Raw genomic sequence first — 17376 nt, forward strand, 5'->3', positions numbered from 1 at the left:
GCGGCACAGATCCGCCTGTTGATAGTACGGGATCAGTTCATGCCAAAACCAACCTCGCTCAAAGTGCGGAATTCCGTTTTTGCAACGCTAGTCCTCAGCAGTATCGCTTGGGCTGCTCCGGCAAAGGCAGAGGAAGCGTTTGTTCAATGCGGCAAGGCCTCTTGGTACAATCTGCGGGGAACCACCGCCAACGGAGAGCAGGCGGACCCAAACAAGCTGGCAGCTGCGCATCCAAGCCTGCCTTTCGGCACGCTCGCAACGGTCACCAATCTGAAAAACGGCAAATCGGTTGTGGTTCGCATCAACGACCGGGGCCCTTTTGTAAAAAGCCGGATCATCGACGTGACGCAGGCGGCCGCTCAAAAGCTCGGTTTCGTACAACAGGGGATTGCAAACGTGAAAGTGACCAGCGCTACACCTTTAGCTGGAAAAAACACTCCGAATAACTGCCAATAGAAACGCGAATAAGACGCAGACTGGCCATTCTAATGACGTTCCATTCACGTTTTTCGCAAGCCATAAGTCTCTAAAATAAATATCTATTTTAGATATTCACGCGCCATCCATCACAATCAAGAATGAATAACGATCAGTCGCATCTCGGTAAATCAAAAAATAAAATATTTTACGGTAATGACAATACCCCAGTATGCCGCTAGAGTTGCGCCCGTGGTCGATGGGGCCACGTGCACAGTAACTTTTTTCGCGCAGTCTTTAATGGCTGCGCGTTTTTTTTGGTCCCGGAAGATAGGCGTCAAATACTCCCTGCACGACACAAAGGTGATTAATAAATATTCACCATGCTATTTTTACTGATTACACAATTTCGCCAGCATCAAGCTTTTCAAGAAAAGCCTTCGCACTGCCCAAGTATTCCTGCTTCGTCTCATCCGACATCCGCCGCCAGGTCGCATAAGGCTGGACAAGCCGCGGGTTGGTTCCCAGCTCGTCTGCGTGCCGATCAAGGAAGTCCCAGTAAAGCGCGTTGAACGGACACGCCCCTTCCCCGGTCTTTTTCCGCACATTGTAGTCGCAGGTTTCGCAATAATTCGACATCTTGTTTATGTAATTGCCGCTGGAAATATAGGGCTTTGAGGCGAGCAATCCGCCGTCTGCAAACTGGCTCATGCCGAGCGTGTTTGGCAGTTCGACCCACTCATATGCGTCTGCGTAAACGGCCAGATACCATTCGTGGACCTCGACTGGATCAACACCTGCCAGAAGCGCGAAATTGCCAGTCACCATCAGCCTTTGAATATGATGGGCATATGCTTCTTCCAGGGTCTGCCCGACCGCCTCTTGAACACATTTCATGGACGTTTCTCCTGTCCAATAAAATGCTGGTAATGGACGCTTTCCTTTCAACGCGTTTTCGCGCGCATAGCCCGGCATCTTCAGCCAATAGATACCGCGAACATACTCACGCCACCCAAGGATTTGGCGAATGAAGCCTTCAGCTGCATTCAAAGGGCATTTGCCAGCATAATACGCCTCCTGGACTTTCCCGCAGACAGTTTTCGGGCTGAGAAGTCCGGCATTCAGGTAGGCCGAGATGACTGCGTGATACAGAAACTTTTCGCCCAGTAACATGGCGTCCTGGTAAGTCCCAAAGTTCTCAAGGGCTACCTTTAGAAAATGTTCAAACGCCTCTTCGGCCTGTGCGCGGGTAACTGCAAACCAGAAAGGTTCCAGATGGCCGTTGTGGTTCTCAAACCGATATTCGACCAGATCTAAGACCTCTTGGGTTATCGCATCCGGCTCAAACCGCAGAGGCGCCGGCATGAAGAGTTCTTGCTTGGCGGGTTTTCTGTTTTCCGCATCATAATTCCACTTGCCTCCGACGGGTTTGTCCCCATCCATCAGCAGCCCGGTTGACTTGCGCATCTCGCGATAGAAATTCTCCATGCGCAGCTGCTTGCGACCGTCCGCCCAGCCGCGAAAGGTACTGGCATCGCAGAAAAACCGGCTATCTGTATTGATCTCAACCGGCAGCCCCAGAACGTCTTGCCACTGCCTCATATTCTTAAGAACGCGCCATTCCCCGGGTTCTGTGACCACGACACGTTCCGGCGCAAGCCGTCTGACTGCCCGCCGCACCTCTCCTTCAAAGGACCCGGAATTGTCCGTGTCATCCAACTGTACGTATTCGACAGTCCAACCGGCATCCCGCAGCTCCTGCGCGAAGTGGCGCATGGCGGAAAACAGAAAAACGATTTTCTTCTTGTGATGCGGCACATAAGTGGCCTCGGCCATCACCTCTGCCATGAGAATGACGTCCGCCTCCGGGTTCGCCTGACGCAGACTTGAGATGTCGGCGGAAAGCTGATCTCCGAGGATCAAGATAAGATTGCGGCATGCCTTGGCGCTCATGTGGTCTCACGTCGCTCGTTGATGGTCCCTACCATACGCAGCAAACGCTTGAGCCTATCACCTTGGGCAGGCTTTTCTGCGCAAAGGGACGCTGACAGCTTTGGGCTTGGAGCACGGGATGAAGCTGTTGCTTTTTATCAAAAAGCCGTTGCCTCTTTTCGCGGTCTCTTGTATCAGGACCTTCTATCCGCCGCGCGGTAAACGCGCGCCTGACAAGCACCCGTAGCTCAGCTGGATAGAGCGCTGCCCTCCGAAGGCAGAGGCCAGAGGTTCGAATCCTCTCGGGTGCGCCATCTTAAGTAGCTGATTTAATTGTCAAATTAGCTCGACCCCAGATACAAAATTCCGATTGGACAAGCTGCTGGTCACACTATGGTCACAGCGGGTTTCATCATGTCCACAATTCGGAAGCACAGAGGTAAGTATCAGGTTCAAATTCGGAGGAAGGGTCACAGACCTATTTCAAAGACATTCCACCAACTGAGGGACGCTCAGGAATGGTCAAGGTTGATGGAGGTCCAAGCAGATCGAGGCGACTTACTGCCAACACAAACCAAACAAAAACATCTGTTGGCAGATTTGGTTGTTCGATACAAAACGGAGATCACTCCCGGCAAGAAAGGATCACGAGACGAAACGATTGTCCTGGATGCCTTTCTCAGAGATCCGATCTGTCAGAAAACCCTGTGCAGCTTAACGGTGACTGACTTTGCTGGATATAGGAACCGAAGGCTGAAAACTATTTCCAGTGCGACATTGAAACGTCAGCTCAATCCGATTTGTCACATGTTCAATGTAGCCAGAACCGAGTGGGGCATACCGATCAAGGAGAACCCGGTTGAAGGCTTGAGGCTGAAGGCACGGGACAATAGACGAGAGCGCCGCCTTCGAGATGGAGAACGGGAAAAGCTCCTAGAAGCAGCCAGAACACGACAAAGCCCGTACATTGAATGGATCGTCATATTCGCCATAGAAACGGCCATGAGGCGGGGTGAGATTCTTGGGCTACACTGGGATCAAGTGGACCTCAAACGGCGCTCAGTAACCATCCTAGAGTCAAAGAATGGCTATTCACGCACCATCCCCCTGACACCCACAGCTGTTGCGCTGTTGCAGGACATTTGGAGACAAGTCAGCCCTTCAGTCAGCAACAAAAAGACAACGAAGGTCTTTCCTATCACGGCAAATGCTCTTCGGATGGCTTGGGAACGGATGCTGAAGCCAACGGACATCGAAGACCTTCACTTCCATGACCTTAGACATGAGGCAATCTCAAGATTTTTCGAGATGAGGCTGACGGTGCCTGAGGTGGCTTCAATCTCGGGTCACAGGGACACGAAAATGCTTATGCGATATGCTCACGCAAGAATTGATTCCATTCAGATGAAATTTCCAAAAAGCATTTAGCAAAGCTAGGGTTAAGCGTGGCCACGGACAAACAAAAGCTGGGGACCTTTGGCGAGGAACAAATTCGGCTCGCAATTGATTGCCCCTCATGCAAACGAAACAAAACACTAAAAAGACTTCCTCCAAACTTCAAATGTGCAGACATCATATGTGACTTTTGTGGCTATCTGGCACAGGTGAAATCACGAACTACGGAAACACCGCATATCCTGCCAAAGACAATCCTCGGTGCAGCATGGGGACCACAAAGTGAACGGATGGAAGCAGGAATCTTTTTCCCTCTTTTCGTTGTTCAAACCAATAAAACCAGAACAAGGGTGAATGCATTCTATCTACCGTCAGATCTACAAACCCGTGATATGTTTGTTCCACGAAAACCACTCGGTCCCAAAGCTCGAAGAGCAGGCTGGCAAGGCTACTATATAAATCTCAGCGGAATATCTGATCGCTTCGTCAATTTGTTTTAACACTTATAAATAATCTTGGAATTTCAATGACTAATGCAAATCAGTCGATAACGGCAGAGACTGCCAATGACATACACTTTGGCATGTGGGCAGATTTATCCCTACAGCTCTCAGAAGCTTTCTCCCCTTTGATTGAAGGCTTAGTACTGAGAGTTCTGACAGAAGCGAACCTCACGGCTAATGTGACAAATATCAGAAATCATTCGAATGCTTTTTCCTTTATCCTATCAAATCTCATAATGGTTCACAGATTGAATCCTGATGCCTATTGCCTCCTTAGTCGAAGGAATAGTTCTTATTCTGTCTCCCCTTACAATCCGAATAAAGTTGGATCGAGAGCTCTTAGGAGATGTTTTGATTTTTTGAATGACAATGGGTTCATTGAGTTTCGTGGGGGAAATTATAATCACTCCGGTGAAGGTTCAGCCGGAGGATATGTCACCCGATGTCGCGCTCAGAAAAGCTTACTGCTGGCTCTCTCCACACCAGAAACCAGGGAAGATACAATCGGTGAATGTCTTTCTCCGGGTACTACTGGGAACACTAATTTATTCAACAATATCAATTCAATAGGGTTTCTAAATCTATTCAAGAATACCCCTGTGCCTATCATCAGAATGAGGGATGAAAATCGAAACCTAGTCTCTACTCCGGATCATCCTGACCTTGCTCAGATGACAGCCAATTTGGTTACGATAAACTCCTACCTTACGGATCATTGGATTGACCTTAGCATCCCTGACAATGAGCTATCTCAGGCACTCACCAATCGTGCTGAAGAAAATCTACCTGGTGAGAGATCCAGCCTCAGTTCCGTTTATAATCTAGCAAAACAAAGAACCCTGTACCGTGTCTTCAACAATGGGTCTTTTCAGAATGGTGGCCGATTCTATGGAGGGTGGTGGCAACAAATAAAAAGTGACTACCGCAAGTACATAACGATCAATTGGCACCCAGTCTCAGAAGTTGACTACTCGAGCATGCAACCAGCAATCCTTTATGCCATGGAAGGCTTAGATGCACCGGAGGATTCTTATGAGATCGAAGGTGTTCCGTCTGAGTATCGGGACCTATTGAAAAAGACTTTCCTGCAGGTAATCAACGCGCAGAACAACCGCATGCGGGCTCCGAGGCAAGACGAGCTTCCACCGGGAATGACCTTCGCTGATCTCAAGGAGGCCCTAAGGGCCAAACATGACCCAATCGCTAGACACTTCAACTCAGGAATTGGTATCGAAATTCAACGGATTGATTCAGATATTGCCGAGACTGTTATGCTTGGGATGATGGAACATGGACAACTTGCCCTACCGGTTCATGACAGCTTTATCGTGAGGTCTGGCAACGAAAACCTACTGGCAAACGTTATGTCCGAAGCCTGCACAAACCGAATTGGGCGATCCATCACCACAAAGACAGACCCGATTTGGCACTACGAGATCACTTCCTATGAGGACTGGGTAAACCATACGTTCGGGGCATCGGATGTTTCGGACGTTTACAGCAATCTGATCCATCAGCCGGAATACCGGGCGTTTATCCAAAGGCGTACTGATTTCCTCAATTACAAAGGCGAAGAATGGGGTCACACCCGAGAATGGTTCGCTGGATAGGGCCTAGGAATCAAATAAATGGCCACCGAGAGCCCTTCTTCAACCTTGACAGGCAACACGCAATTCACAGGAAAACCAGCCCTCAGAGGCGTTAAATAATTGATTTGATAAAGAATAATTTAGAGGCGCATCATGGTCCGAATTATCCCTTTTGACGAGCTAGCTGCCTCAGATCTCATCGTTGATGCCGTTTATGAAGGCCAGGCAAAGGGAAACGTTTCAGACGACCCTATTTCGAGGCTTCTTCCAGGCGTAGGAAACCAAGGCGGGTTTCGGGCTGCTGGAAAGAGAGGCGAAGAGAAATACGTCGTTCTTTATACCAGCGGTGCGGATGCAGATTGGCCGGACATTCTCGATCCAAGCACAGGAAAATTCTCATACTTTGGCGACAACAAAACGCCAGGCCACGAACTTCATGATACGACACGTGGTGGCAACCAGCTTCTCAGACGGGTCTTTGCTAATCTGCACGGCAACAGTGGTGAACGACAATCCACCCCTCCATTCTTCGTTTTTCAGAAATTCCCAACACAGAGGAGCAGCAGGTCTGTTCAGTTCAAAGGCCTAGCTGTTCCTGGTTACCCTGGTTTAACAGCCAACTCTGATCTGGTCGCTGTCTGGAGAACCTCAGGTGGAGAGCGCTTTCAGAATTACCAAGCCACATTTACGGTACTGGACTGTGCAACCATTTCTCGTAGATGGATCGACCGGCTAGCATCTCCGGCGCAAAGCCAAATGGGTGACGTCCCATTAGCCTGGCAGCAGTGGTCCAATTACGGAAAGACGAAACCGCTCCTATCTCCAACGACCACCAACATCCGATCCACGGCGGATCAGACTCCAGCAGACAAAAATGGCCAGGATATTCTGGCAACGATCTACGAGCATTTCCGAAAGTCTCCGAGGCTATTCGAGTTCTTTGCCGCGAGGGTCTTCCAGATGCATGACCAGCGGGTTTTGATCGATCAGATAACTCAGCAATCAAGCGATGGGGGGCGAGATGCTATTGGCAGATACCAGCTGGGGCTTGCGAGCGATCCAGTCTATGCAGAGTTTGCACTTGAGGCGAAGTGTTACAGACCACCGATCAACGGAGAAACTCCAACAACCGTAGGAGTGAAGGACGTGGCTCGATTGATCTCGCGAATTCGGCACCGTGAGTTTGGCGTTCTGGTCACGACCTCAGTCATTGCAAAGCAGGCCTATCAGGAAGTTCGTTCCGACCAGCACCCAATCATTTTTTTGGTTGGCAAGGACATCGTAGAGGTCCTGAAAAAGCATGGTTTCAACACTATCGCTTCTCTGCAGGAGCTACTTCGTCACGATTTCTAGGAGCCTCCTATGACACAAATTGACGACAGTGACAGGTTAATCCAGGAGGTTCTTTCTGAACTTGGTTGGGATGAGGATCCAGAAGAGATCGCAAATAAGGTCAGACGGCTCGATAAAGGGTTACCACTGGAAGACGAGTTTACCGCCATCTGTAGCTGGCTGGGCAAAACCCACCTAGTGCACAAACTTGATCAGCACCAAGCTCCAAGGAGTTCTCGTGACCATTTTCAAGTGCCCGACCTACTGGTCCAGTTTGAGCACGCGAGCCCTGTACTAATCGAAGTTAAGTCGAAAGCGAAGCCACAACTCTCGTTCAAACCAGACTACCTCAGACGTTTATATGCATACGCACAACTACTCAAATTGCCGCTACTCTTTGCCTGGAAGTATCAGAGCGTTTGGGTTCTTTTCGAAGCTCGGCACCTATGCAAGGCAAAATCCAACTTTAACATTAACTTTCAGGATGCAATTAAAGAAAACCTTCTCGGCATACTCGCAGGTGATGTGGCGTACGCGTTGGAACCGGGAGCCGGGATTCGGTTTCGTTGCAAAAAACAAAAACTAATATCCGAAGGACAGTCTAAAGATGGGTGTAAAATAAGCGAGTGGCAGCTTTTCATTGAAGAAGTCGGTTTTATGAAAACAGGAGGGCAGCCGGTAGACGAACTAGAACCTGAAGTCTCTGCTCTCTTTACCACTTGGGACCTCTCAGAGCAGCAAACTCACAGTGAGACGCACATTGAAATACATTTTGTCGTAGCGGATGATGAAGAAATTGTCTTTGGCCATACGGCTCTCACACACCTGTTGAATTGGCAGCTCCGAAAAGGTGATTCAATAAACTGGCGACACACGATCCGAAGTGACGCGATCGTGAGCAGCGTATCGAATCTACAAAAAGCTCTAAGGGTGGGCCGCGAAAGGGAAGTCGTACGACTAGTATACAATCAGGAGCCACAAACTTGGCCTTCTTTCTTAGCCCGACCATAACACCAAGTATGTTGTCTTGTTCGCCAGCCCCTCTTCAGATCATCTCGAGCTCAACACTGAATGTTCACAGACCAAGGGTCTTCGCCCATCTCTGCTTTGTTGCTAGCGAAGAACGATAGGGCATTTTAATCCCGCTTGTTGCACCCCAATTGAGACCCCAACCGTTGGCAATGTGAGCTGTTCTAAAAGCCTCCTAGGTTGTTGTTTATTTTAAATTGTTTTCTAAGTCATCGCAATCGACGCGAGAATCGACGTATAGCTAACCAATTCCTTCGTTTTAGGGTGCATTCATTGAAAGATATTGTGACAGTCTGGATTGTTTCGAAGCCTTGGTTTTGGAAACTCCGCTCGAAGATAGCCCGCTTGAAATTTTTTCTCGAGCGCTTTGTATATCAGAGGAACACCGCTTCAAACAAAGTGCGAGCTAAAGCGCAGATTTTAGGATCGTTTGCATGGGTAAGCGCAAAAAGCTTGGTTTGGGTAGCGATTTCGATATGGGCACTGACCTCCGCAGAAACCTACATCAAGTCAAAATACCAATGGCTTCCGCCACTTAGCTCTGGCGACAAAAAATATTTTGTTGAGCAACTCAGATTGTATGCGCAGTTGCTGACAGCAATTTTCTCAATCTACTTCGCTACGATCGGCATCATTCTAAGCGCAGGCTACACAAAGCTTCGCAGGGATATAATCCATATGCTCACCAACGAACAAGTTGGAAGTGTCTATTCTAGAGTAATTGTACAGTCTGCTATGTTTTGCTTAGCAGCAACTGCTCTGCCGTTTTCCGGCTATGAACCCGGTATGTTTGTATATTCTGTGGGCACAACTCTTACACTGGTAAGCGCATTAGCTTTGTTCCCGTTGGGCCAAAGACTGTTCAATTTTTTCGATTTAAATCACCTAGTTCGAAGCGAGCTGATACCAAAGATAGCCCGTCATATTGGAGGCGCAATTGATCAAAAAAGATCTGCTTCAATATCGTATCACCACTCGCAAGGAGCACGGCAGGCTCTTGAACAACTCACTTACATTGACAAGCGCGTTCGAGAGAACAGAGAGGGGTTGGAACACAATCTGACTGCATTGACTAACGACTATACCGGCTTGCTAGTCCATTACCTGCAGCGGAAGAACAACATTAGTCAGGATAGCTATTGGTTTCCAAAACGACACTCATATAAGGAATGGCTCTTCAGCGATGACACGTTGACCACGATTGCCCTTGAGTCGAGCAGTCAACAGATTCTTAGGAGTGAGAAACCTGATCACCAGTGGTTTGAAAGCCACATGACCGATCAGCTGATGGGGCACATCGAACTTGCTTTTGAAATCGGCAATTTTGAACTTGCAAATAAACTATTAGGCCGTTTTTCCAACAGGATACCAACGTATGCAGAGTGTTTCCAGTTTAGCGTTGGCATAGATGAACTGAACAAACAGAAAGAGATCATCGATAAGTCATTTCTGTCAAAAATCGCTGCCGATGAAACGACGTCTAACAGCGTCTTATATGTATCAGACACGTGGACTGCCCAGGGCAGCTACTTATGTCTGGAGACACTAAAACAAATGCTAACTTTCGAAAAACAGTTGGCTCTTTTTTTCACAACGGATGATTGGAGCGAAAAATCACTTCAACAATTACCTCCATTTATTCAGATGGAATTCGCATTCATTGCCAAACAAATTCGCTTTGAAGAAGAGATAGAGGGAAGGCGATTATCCAAGCCGAAATACGTGCAACAATTGGCAGTTAGAAAGCTACTTCTCCACTATGATCAAGTGCTGCCACAGATAGTCAACTTTTGTGCGGATGACGTACCAGAATTTGCAAGCAAGTTGACCAAAATGAGACTACCGCTGGCCGCGACACAGGTCATTCTTGCAAATTTGCATAGTCTTTGGAAATTGCAGCGTTGGTTCGAGGATATCTCTGATCTCTTGAACCGATACAATGATTACCAATCCTACCCGGAACCACCGTACCAGCTGCCGAAAATAAACATCGAGGTTATGTTAGAGCAACTCGCCTTAGCGCGTGAAGAAGCGATCTCCATGCTCGGTAGCCAAAGCGTTGTCGAACACGTCTTTAAATCGAAACACGATGACCAAATCCCGGACCACTTTGGACAGATCTACTTCGAGCTCTCTGATGCCTGTATCAAGGCCCTTGAGCAAAACAAGCAGAGCAAATTGGACAATGTACTTCCAATGTTTATTAAGCTGGCGTCCTTGGCAACAGCGACGAAGTTTTCTGATCCTTCGCTAAACGTGAACGATGAGTACCGCCTTCAGCTTATATCTGGAGTTATCAATGACTTAGCATCTGTTCTGGGTTTTGCCATCCTTTACGGTGCGTACCACAAAAACGAGAATCTGACGGAAAGCGCACTTAGTCAATTTGAAAGCCACTTACAGCTCAGTTCTGAAAAAGAAAAATACCTTATCGGATTACTACACCTTTCCAATCCCTTTAGTTTCAGGGCTGGTGCTGCACCACGAGCACTGATCAGAACCTCATGGAGGATCTCCTTCGAGCAGCGCGCTAGGCAGGATGGCTATGGAGACCGCCTAAGCATGGGAACAGGTATTCCGCACCCCGACAAAATAGTAAGAGAATTCCTCAAATCATCCTGTGATGCATCGCATTTGTTTTTTGCAAAATGGGTTGTTCCACAAATCGGACCGATTGACTTTGAGATTGATTTCCAGATCACGGATCTTGTCCGCCGGTTGAGTGAAGGCGAGACTTCGACATGAAGGTGATTAGAAGAGGTCCGGAACTCCATCAAACCAGATGGGAAACGCAACCAAGCATACTCGACAGGCTAGTAGTTGGAAAAAAACGAGAGCAGCCGGGCTTTTATCGCAGGATGTTTGACGAAGATTTCTCTCAGCTATTCAATTTGAGGCAAAGTTCAAACAACAAATGTTTCGAGGTCAAATCAAACGATTCAGCTCTGACAGAGCGACTGTTGAACAGCACAAGCGACCGACATACCGCACATAAACTGGATGACAAAATACGCGACCTGGTAGAAACGGTTGCTAGAACCCTGATCCGATTTGGAACGTCTTACTGTTTTGTACAAGACGACGGCGAAGGGTCTCCAATACGCCTTGTCTTTTTCCCGTCAACAGGAATGATAACTGCCTTCGGAGCGCTCTTGCAGTGGGTGCCAAAGGACATTGAAAATCCTTCGAATCCAAATGGGGCAACCGGAAGCAGAGAAATCCGAATAATCGACCAAAGCCGGGTGATGCGCTTCGTTCTTCCGAAACCAATAGAGCGTATGCTTTCAGCGCAAAACAGAATCCTCGCTGCTCTTGATAAGCACGATCTGTCAACAGCAACACTTCAATCTCAAGTAAGTTCCGCTCACGCAGATGGGGCGATGCTTTTCGATATGAGTGTTTGGGAACAGCAAAGAGAGAAGGCTTTGTTCCGAGCTACGAGAGATACGGGATGGAACGGTCGAGATCGCGGATCACCTGAGAGATCAGATTTCTTTGATTGTCACAGACTAATCCGCTTCAGGCGAAACCAACTCATTCTGAGAGATGATATTTTAGATCAAGCTGGTCGTGAGCTCACCAGAATTGGTGCGTCAATCCACCCCGATTATTCTATTTCAATTGCTGCAGCCAACGGGCAACCCAGCATCACCTGTTTAAACAGTCTTGAAGCCAAACTGTCGGCCGAAGAGGTAAGCTTCAATGAGATCATCGACTACTGCTTGAGGTGTTAGATAAATTGAGCGAACCAGTTTCCTAATTTTAATTTGTGGAATGGACAGTGTCTTAGCAGAAAAAATGTGTAGGGGTCATACACAGTCACCCGTACCCCCGGTATGCATCATCCCCCGCCCTTCTATAAATGAACAGAAGAAACTCTGTGATTCAAGCACGGCTGTTGGCTGTCCATTCCAGCGATCATCTCTGTTCTGGTCACACTATGGTCACAACGGTCACACTTTTTCTGCTGTTTTAACCCCGTTGCGAAGCGATGCAAAAAATCATAGACTGCTAAAAGCAGCTGAATTCATTCAGTTTTTTGTATCTAGCCTGATAAGGCGTTTTGGATAGAGCGCTGCCCTCCGAAGGCAGAGGCCAGAGGTTCGAATCCTCTCGGGTGCGCCAAATTTAAGCTGATACGTTTTTGATAAATGCGCTGACCGTAGGTGTGCCGCGCGGGTGTATCTATAAGCGCTCCGGAAAAACTTGTTCATCGGTCTATGCTGCGTGACTGTGTACATAGACTTTTTGTAAGTATGACGATTTGGTCGTCCATTTGTTTAAGCTAAGACCGAATAGCTTGCCCGAATATCATAACGCCACACCGGGCTCGCTATTTAAACCAACCGGGAGCCTGACGCGGAAAACTCCTGTTTGAAACAGTGCGTTTTTGAGGAGCAGAGCAGCTCAGCATTTTCTGACAACAATCATACCAACTGGCTGATATCAAGACACCGCATTCCGGCGTTCTCGGCAGCGAGAATGCCCTGAGGACTGTCTTCAAAAACAAGACAGTTTTCGGGCTCCACTCCCAAAACGTACGCTGCTTTCAAAAAAAGGTCTGGTGCCGGTTTCGCCTGCGCGACGTCTTCTATCGTGACGATCGCATCAAAACAGGATAGCAAGTTCACCGTTCTCAGGGACGGAACAACGATTGCCTGCGGTCCGCTGGAGGCCACGGCCATTGGTTTTGCGCCGGCATTCTGCCGTGCGATGGCGGCCACCTGACTGATTTCCCGCAACATATGAAGCCGGTCAATCACGCCCTGCCGCATGTCGTCGGTCACTTGGCGGCGATTAAAAGCCGCCCCGAATTGCTGCGAGAATTCATCCAGCAGTACCTGCTCTGACAGCCCGGCGCGCCGATGATACCAGCCCGGCTCCAAGGAATATCCGGCTTTTGAAAAGGCCTGCCGCCAACCTGCGGCATAAAGCTCCGGGCTCGCGACCAAGGTGCCGTCGAAATCGAATATCAGTGCTTCGGCACCCGCTATCAGGTCCTGCAAAAAAGGCGCCTTGTCAGAGAGTCTCTTTGGGTCTGTAGGTGACATCAAGCGTTTAGCCCCAGGCTCGACTGGCGTGTTATCAACTCAACACCAAAGCGCTGGGTATCCGGCGGCCGCTTGCCCTCGACTACCCAAGAAAGCATGGCTTCCGCCGCCTTTGTGCCAAACGCCTGGGTATCGCAGCGGACAGAACTCAAGCGGGGAAAGGATAAGGAACTTTCCTCAATATCATCAAAGCCTATCAAGCGAACGTCTTCGCCCACACGGACACCCGCTTCCGCAAACCCCGACAACATACCGAGCGCGACCAGGTCACTGAAGCAGATCACCGCATCAATTCGTGAGTGGTCGGCGGCAATGCGCCGTGCAATCTCCCGGCCATAGGTCCTGGAGGGTCTTTCGTAAAAGGCCGTGACAGGCAATCCGCGGGAGACCATGACCTGATAGTAACCGCTCATTCGCTCCATCGTAATCGGCCGGTCCTTGATACCGCCGACAAATGCAATCCTTTCAGAGCCCAAGTTCAGGAGATGCTCTGTGGCCAAGACGCCGCCAGCTGTGTAGTCGTGCGATGCGAAGGGAAACAAATCGGTTCGCAGATCAATTTGTCGCAAGACCTGCATGGTCGGGATGCCGGCACGCTGGATCCGGTCGAACGCACAAGAGTCTTCCTCGTACGTGGGGGAAATGACAAACGCCGAGACCCCATGTTCAATCATCGAATCTATCACCTGCGCCTGAATTTCCGGATCCTCATCGGTGTTCGCAATCACCGTTGAATATCCTTTCCGGGCAAATTCCATCTGAGCGCTGGCCGCAAACTCGGTAAAGAACGGATTTCGCAAGTCGTTGATGATCAGGCCGATCAAGCCGGACGGCGCCCCTCGAAGCCCGGCGGCGGACCGGTTATAGACGTATCCCAGTTCCTGGATGGCCTTGTTGACTTCGTCGCGCGTGGCTGCCTTGACCGATTGGGAGTTTTGAAGCACCAGCGACACGGTCGACTTGGACACCCGCGCCTGCTTGGCGACATCCAGTATGGTTGGTCTTTTCTTCATTCTCTCCCGGCCCTGGTCATCCTATGCCATGCAACTTCAGGAGAAGCTTCATCCGCTCGACCGCAACATCTGGCTTTGACAATACCCGGGCTTGATCTGCAAGCCGGAAAACTTCGGCGTAATGAATGATTTCCCGAGAGGACTGAAACCCGCCGGGCATGATGAAGTGGCTCTGCGCATCATTCAGCCAGGCAAGGAAGGCAACACCCGCCTTGTAGAACCGCGTCGGTGCTTTGAAGATCTCCCGACTGAGCGGAACGGTTGGCGCAAAAAGACCGTGATAGGTTTCATGGTCATCTTTCGCAAGCGCCTCGAGCGCCTGGCTGGCAGCCGGTGCGATCGCCGCGAAGGCCCCCAACAGCGCATGAGAATACCGCGTGCCGTCGCCTTCAATCAGATCCGCATAATTGAAATCATCTCCGGTATAGAGCCGGACGCCGTCCGGAAGACGTGCGCGGAACCGCTCCTCATGCGCCTTGTCCAAAAGCGAGATCTTGATGCCGTCGACCTTGTCCTGATGGCCGTTGATGATCCGAAGCACAGCATCGGACGCCACCTCGACATCCGTTGATCCCCAATAACCCTTGAGAGCCGGATCGAACATGTCGCCCAGCCAGTGCAGGACAACCGGCTCGGCCGCTTGCTCCAGCAAGGTGCCATATACCATTTCATAGTCTGCCGCCTGGGCACCCATGGCCGGAAACGCCTTAGAGGCCATCAGGATCACCTGGCCGCCAGCCGCCTCGATGGCCTCCATCTGCTCAGAATAGGCAGCGATGATGTCGGACGCGGTCTTTAAGTCATCTAAGTCCTTCTGATCCGTTCCGGCCCCACACGCCACACGTGGCTTTAGGGGATGCGCCTTGGCTTCCACCATAGTCCGCTCGATCAGCTCACTGGCCGTCGGCCAATCCACTCCCATGCCCCGCTGGGCGGTATCCATGGCTTCGGCGAGACCAAGACCCTGGTCCCAAAGCCAGTGACGGAACTGAAGCGTGTTTTCCCAATCAACCGCTGGCGCACCGTCCCAGGGATCACGCTCAGCCAGCGGATCGGAAACAACATGAGCCGCGGCAAATGCTGTTCGTGTCAGGGGAACACTCGGGGCGCGTGGCACCAAGGGTTCGCCGGTGAGCACGTAGGGCTCAAGGGTGTTGTTGTAAGTTGGCAGGGTCAGCATGACGGTCTCCAGACGGTAGCGCCGAGCACTCAGGCGGACACGGGAATGTCGAGCACAAGGATGCCGTCGAGACCGCCAACGGCGTTCGCGACGAGCTTTGCCCCGAGCGCCTTGTGGTCCGGGTGGTTCTGATAACTCTGAAGGGCATCCCAATCTTGAAAGTCGACCACGAAGCCGTGCATGTAGCCGCGTTCGATCTTTTCAGGGCTTTCGCTGCGCCCCGACTTGATGTCGAGGATGCCCGGCACCTGGGCTTCGATCTCCCGCAGCTCCTGGAAGAAAGCCGTGATTGTCTCCTCGGAGACCCCGGGTTGGAATTTGATCAGGACGATATGGCGGATCATGAGGAAGCCCCGTGGTCTTCGCGGATCATGTCGGAGGCTTTTTCACCGATCATGATGGCCGCGGCATTGGTATTGGACGAAATGACATTCGGCATGATGGACGCATCGACGACACGCAGGCCGTCGATCCCGTTGAAGCGGAGCCGCGGATCTACGACAGCACCATCATCGACACCCATCCGGCAGGTTCCCGCCGGGTGATGCGACGTCTTGGAATGTTCGCAAATGAACTGGAAGTACTCGTCATCTGTTTTCAGATCCGGTCCGGGCAGCCGCTGCGCCTTGATGAACGGCTTGAGTGGCGCCTGGGCCATGATTTCCTGGGTAAGCTTCAGACCGCGGATCGACATCTCACGATCACGCGGATCCTCAAGATAGTTCGGGTCGATGAGCGGTTCGGCCGCAGGATCGGCGCTTTTCAACCGAACCGATCCGCGCGACCGCGGCCGGAGATAGCAGGAGTTCAGCGTCACCCCGCCGTCTGGCATGGCCGCGACACCAGATTCAATCCCCGTGCCGAGCCCCAGATGAAACTGCAGATCGGGCGACCTCGCTTCGGGATCGGCATACCAGAAGCCCCCGGTTTCAAAGAGGCTGGACGAGACCGGCCCGCGCTTCGTCAAAAGGTATTGCAGACCGGCCAGAACCGATAGATGCGGCTTTGCAAACCGGTCGTAGGTGTGCGGCCCGCTGACTTCACTGATGCAATAGAGATCGAGATGGTCCTGCAGGTTGGTCCCGACATTCGGCTGATCCAGCTTCACATCAATACCAAGGGCCTTGAGATCGTCCCCCGGGCCGATCCCGGACAATTGCAATAGCCGCGGCGATCCGATGGCACCGGAGGAAAGAATGACTTCGGAAGTCGCCGTGAGCTGTTCGCCATCAACCAGTTCCAGACCGACGGCCCTGCCGTTCTCGACAATGATCCGGCGAACATTGGCACCGGTTCTGACATGCAGGTTCGGCCGGCTCCTGTTCGGTGCCAGATAGGCCATCGCGGCGGACGACCGGCGGGCATTGCGCTGGGTCAGTTGGTAATAGGCAACGCCATCCTGCTTTTCGCCTGTGACATCTTCATTCTTTGGGATTCCAAGCGCCGCAGCTGCTTCAAAGTAGGCTTCACAAATCGGCAGCGGGGCGCAGGGTTTGGACACGCCGAGCGGACCACCCTGACCGTGATACCTGTTGTCATACGTGTCGTTATCTTCGGCTTTCCTAAAGTAGGGAAGGACATCTTCATAACCCCAGCCCTCGCAGCCGAGCTGCCGCCATTCATCATAGTCAAGCGCATTACCACGTGTGTAAATCTGCGCGTTAATGGCCGATCCGCCACCGATGACCTTGGCCTGGGTATAGCGGAAAACACGGTTCTGCATGTGTCTTTGCGGCACCGTGTGCCAGCCCCAGGAGCCGATCCCCTTGGTCATTTTCGCAAAGCCGGCCGGCAGATGGTAGAACGGGTGCCAGTCACGCCCGCCCGCCTCCAGAAGCAGAACCTGTATATCCGGATTCTCGGTCAAGCGGGCCGCAACGACGGAACCCGCACTGCCGCCTCCAATGATGATGAAATCAAAGCCCTGGTTCATAT

At 50.8% G+C, this 17376-nt stretch carries 14 protein-coding genes and 1 tRNA gene; 9 read left to right on the forward strand and 6 right to left on the reverse strand.

Annotated features, from left to right (window positions below; genetic code table 11):
* The first annotated feature begins 39 nt into the window (after nucleotides 1-39).
* Entirely contained in the window at nucleotides 40-456 is a 417-nt protein-coding gene (locus ACQY4Z_RS10975; protein ID WP_428529170.1) for a septal ring lytic transglycosylase RlpA family protein, read from the forward strand.
* Nucleotides 457-816: 360 nt separating this feature from the next.
* Here the strand turns inward: ACQY4Z_RS10975 and ACQY4Z_RS10980 are convergent, their stop codons facing one another.
* Nucleotides 817-2370, reverse strand: coding sequence for a cryptochrome/photolyase family protein (locus ACQY4Z_RS10980; RefSeq protein WP_428529172.1), 1554 nt, complete (start codon nucleotides 2368-2370; stop codon nucleotides 817-819).
* A 216-nt stretch (nucleotides 2371-2586) separates the two neighbouring features.
* Between ACQY4Z_RS10980 and ACQY4Z_RS10985 the strand changes: the two genes are divergently transcribed.
* From ACQY4Z_RS10985 to ACQY4Z_RS11020, 8 genes are all read left to right on the forward strand, one after another.
* Nucleotides 2587-2663, forward strand: a tRNA-Arg gene (locus tag ACQY4Z_RS10985).
* A gap of 217 nt (nucleotides 2664-2880) precedes the next feature.
* On the forward strand, nucleotides 2881-3777 hold the full coding sequence (locus tag ACQY4Z_RS10990; protein ID WP_428529174.1) for a site-specific integrase: 897 nt from the start codon (nucleotides 2881-2883) through the stop codon (nucleotides 3775-3777).
* Between the two features lie 17 nt (nucleotides 3778-3794).
* Nucleotides 3795-4244, forward strand: a complete 450-nt coding sequence (locus ACQY4Z_RS10995) for a DpnI domain-containing protein (protein WP_428529175.1) — start codon at nucleotides 3795-3797, stop codon at nucleotides 4242-4244.
* Between the two features lie 26 nt (nucleotides 4245-4270).
* Nucleotides 4271-5857, forward strand: a complete 1587-nt coding sequence (locus tag ACQY4Z_RS11000; RefSeq protein ID WP_428529177.1) for a hypothetical protein — start codon at nucleotides 4271-4273, stop codon at nucleotides 5855-5857.
* A gap of 132 nt (nucleotides 5858-5989) precedes the next feature.
* Entirely contained in the window at nucleotides 5990-7189 is a 1200-nt protein-coding gene (locus tag ACQY4Z_RS11005) for a restriction endonuclease (RefSeq protein WP_428529179.1), read from the forward strand.
* Nucleotides 7190-7198: 9 nt separating this feature from the next.
* Entirely contained in the window at nucleotides 7199-8179 is a 981-nt protein-coding gene (locus ACQY4Z_RS11010) for a restriction endonuclease (RefSeq protein WP_428529180.1), read from the forward strand.
* 291 nt (nucleotides 8180-8470) lie between these two features.
* Complete coding sequence (locus ACQY4Z_RS11015; RefSeq protein WP_428529181.1) at nucleotides 8471-10942, forward strand: hypothetical protein; 2472 nt, start codon at nucleotides 8471-8473, stop codon at nucleotides 10940-10942.
* Nucleotides 10939-11931 carry a hypothetical protein gene (locus tag ACQY4Z_RS11020; RefSeq protein ID WP_428529182.1) on the forward strand — a complete coding sequence of 331 codons (993 nt, stop codon included), beginning with the start codon at nucleotides 10939-10941 and terminating at the stop codon, nucleotides 11929-11931. The genes ACQY4Z_RS11015 and ACQY4Z_RS11020 overlap by 4 nt, the downstream gene beginning before the upstream one ends.
* Before the next feature lie 693 nt (nucleotides 11932-12624).
* On the opposite strand, the gene ACQY4Z_RS11025 is transcribed toward ACQY4Z_RS11020, so the two are convergent.
* Genes ACQY4Z_RS11025 through ACQY4Z_RS11045 form a run of 5 tightly spaced genes read right to left on the reverse strand, consistent with a single transcriptional unit; the run spans nucleotide 12625 to nucleotide 17374 of the window.
* On the reverse strand, nucleotides 12625-13203 hold the full coding sequence (locus tag ACQY4Z_RS11025; protein WP_428529184.1) for an HAD family hydrolase: 579 nt from the start codon (nucleotides 13201-13203) through the stop codon (nucleotides 12625-12627).
* 44 nt (nucleotides 13204-13247) lie between these two features.
* Nucleotides 13248-14261 (reverse strand): LacI family DNA-binding transcriptional regulator, encoded by a 1014-nt coding sequence (locus ACQY4Z_RS11030; protein ID WP_428529186.1) that lies wholly within the window; start codon nucleotides 14259-14261, stop codon nucleotides 13248-13250.
* Between the two features lie 16 nt (nucleotides 14262-14277).
* The gene (locus ACQY4Z_RS11035; protein ID WP_428529188.1) at nucleotides 14278-15441 is read right to left on the reverse strand and encodes a dihydrodipicolinate synthase family protein; all 1164 of its coding nucleotides are present in this window, start codon (nucleotides 15439-15441) and stop codon (nucleotides 14278-14280) included.
* 29 nt (nucleotides 15442-15470) lie between these two features.
* Complete coding sequence (locus ACQY4Z_RS11040) at nucleotides 15471-15785, reverse strand: Dabb family protein (protein WP_428529190.1); 315 nt, start codon at nucleotides 15783-15785, stop codon at nucleotides 15471-15473.
* A complete protein-coding gene (locus ACQY4Z_RS11045; RefSeq protein WP_428529192.1) occupies nucleotides 15782-17374 on the reverse strand; it encodes a GMC family oxidoreductase in 1593 nt (530 codons plus the stop codon). The genes ACQY4Z_RS11040 and ACQY4Z_RS11045 overlap by 4 nt, the downstream gene beginning before the upstream one ends.
* Nucleotides 17375-17376 lie beyond the last annotated feature (2 nt).

The organism is Roseibium sp., from assembly GCF_965276855.1.
Taxonomy (GTDB): Bacteria; Pseudomonadota; Alphaproteobacteria; order Rhizobiales; family Stappiaceae; genus Roseibium.

Bases quoted from the DNA above. Each gene is read 5' to 3' on its own strand.
- ACQY4Z_RS11045 (WP_428529192.1), bottom strand. From the start codon at position 17,374: ATGAACCAGGGCTTTGATTTCATCATCATTGGAGGCGGCAGTGCGGGT.
- ACQY4Z_RS11010 (WP_428529180.1), top strand. From the start codon at position 7,199: ATGACACAAATTGACGACAGTGACAGGTTAATCCAGGAGGTTCTTTCT.
- ACQY4Z_RS11005 (WP_428529179.1), top strand. From the start codon at position 5,990: ATGGTCCGAATTATCCCTTTTGACGAGCTAGCTGCCTCAGATCTCATC.
- ACQY4Z_RS10990 (WP_428529174.1), top strand. From the start codon at position 2,881: ATGGAGGTCCAAGCAGATCGAGGCGACTTACTGCCAACACAAACCAAA.
- ACQY4Z_RS11035 (WP_428529188.1), bottom strand. From the start codon at position 15,441: ATGCTGACCCTGCCAACTTACAACAACACCCTTGAGCCCTACGTGCTC.
- ACQY4Z_RS11040 (WP_428529190.1), bottom strand. From the start codon at position 15,785: ATGATCCGCCATATCGTCCTGATCAAATTCCAACCCGGGGTCTCCGAG.
- ACQY4Z_RS11020 (WP_428529182.1), top strand. From the start codon at position 10,939: ATGAAGGTGATTAGAAGAGGTCCGGAACTCCATCAAACCAGATGGGAA.
- ACQY4Z_RS11000 (WP_428529177.1), top strand. From the start codon at position 4,271: ATGACTAATGCAAATCAGTCGATAACGGCAGAGACTGCCAATGACATA.
- ACQY4Z_RS10980 (WP_428529172.1), bottom strand. From the start codon at position 2,370: ATGAGCGCCAAGGCATGCCGCAATCTTATCTTGATCCTCGGAGATCAG.
- ACQY4Z_RS11030 (WP_428529186.1), bottom strand. From the start codon at position 14,261: ATGAAGAAAAGACCAACCATACTGGATGTCGCCAAGCAGGCGCGGGTG.
- ACQY4Z_RS10975 (WP_428529170.1), top strand. From the start codon at position 40: ATGCCAAAACCAACCTCGCTCAAAGTGCGGAATTCCGTTTTTGCAACG.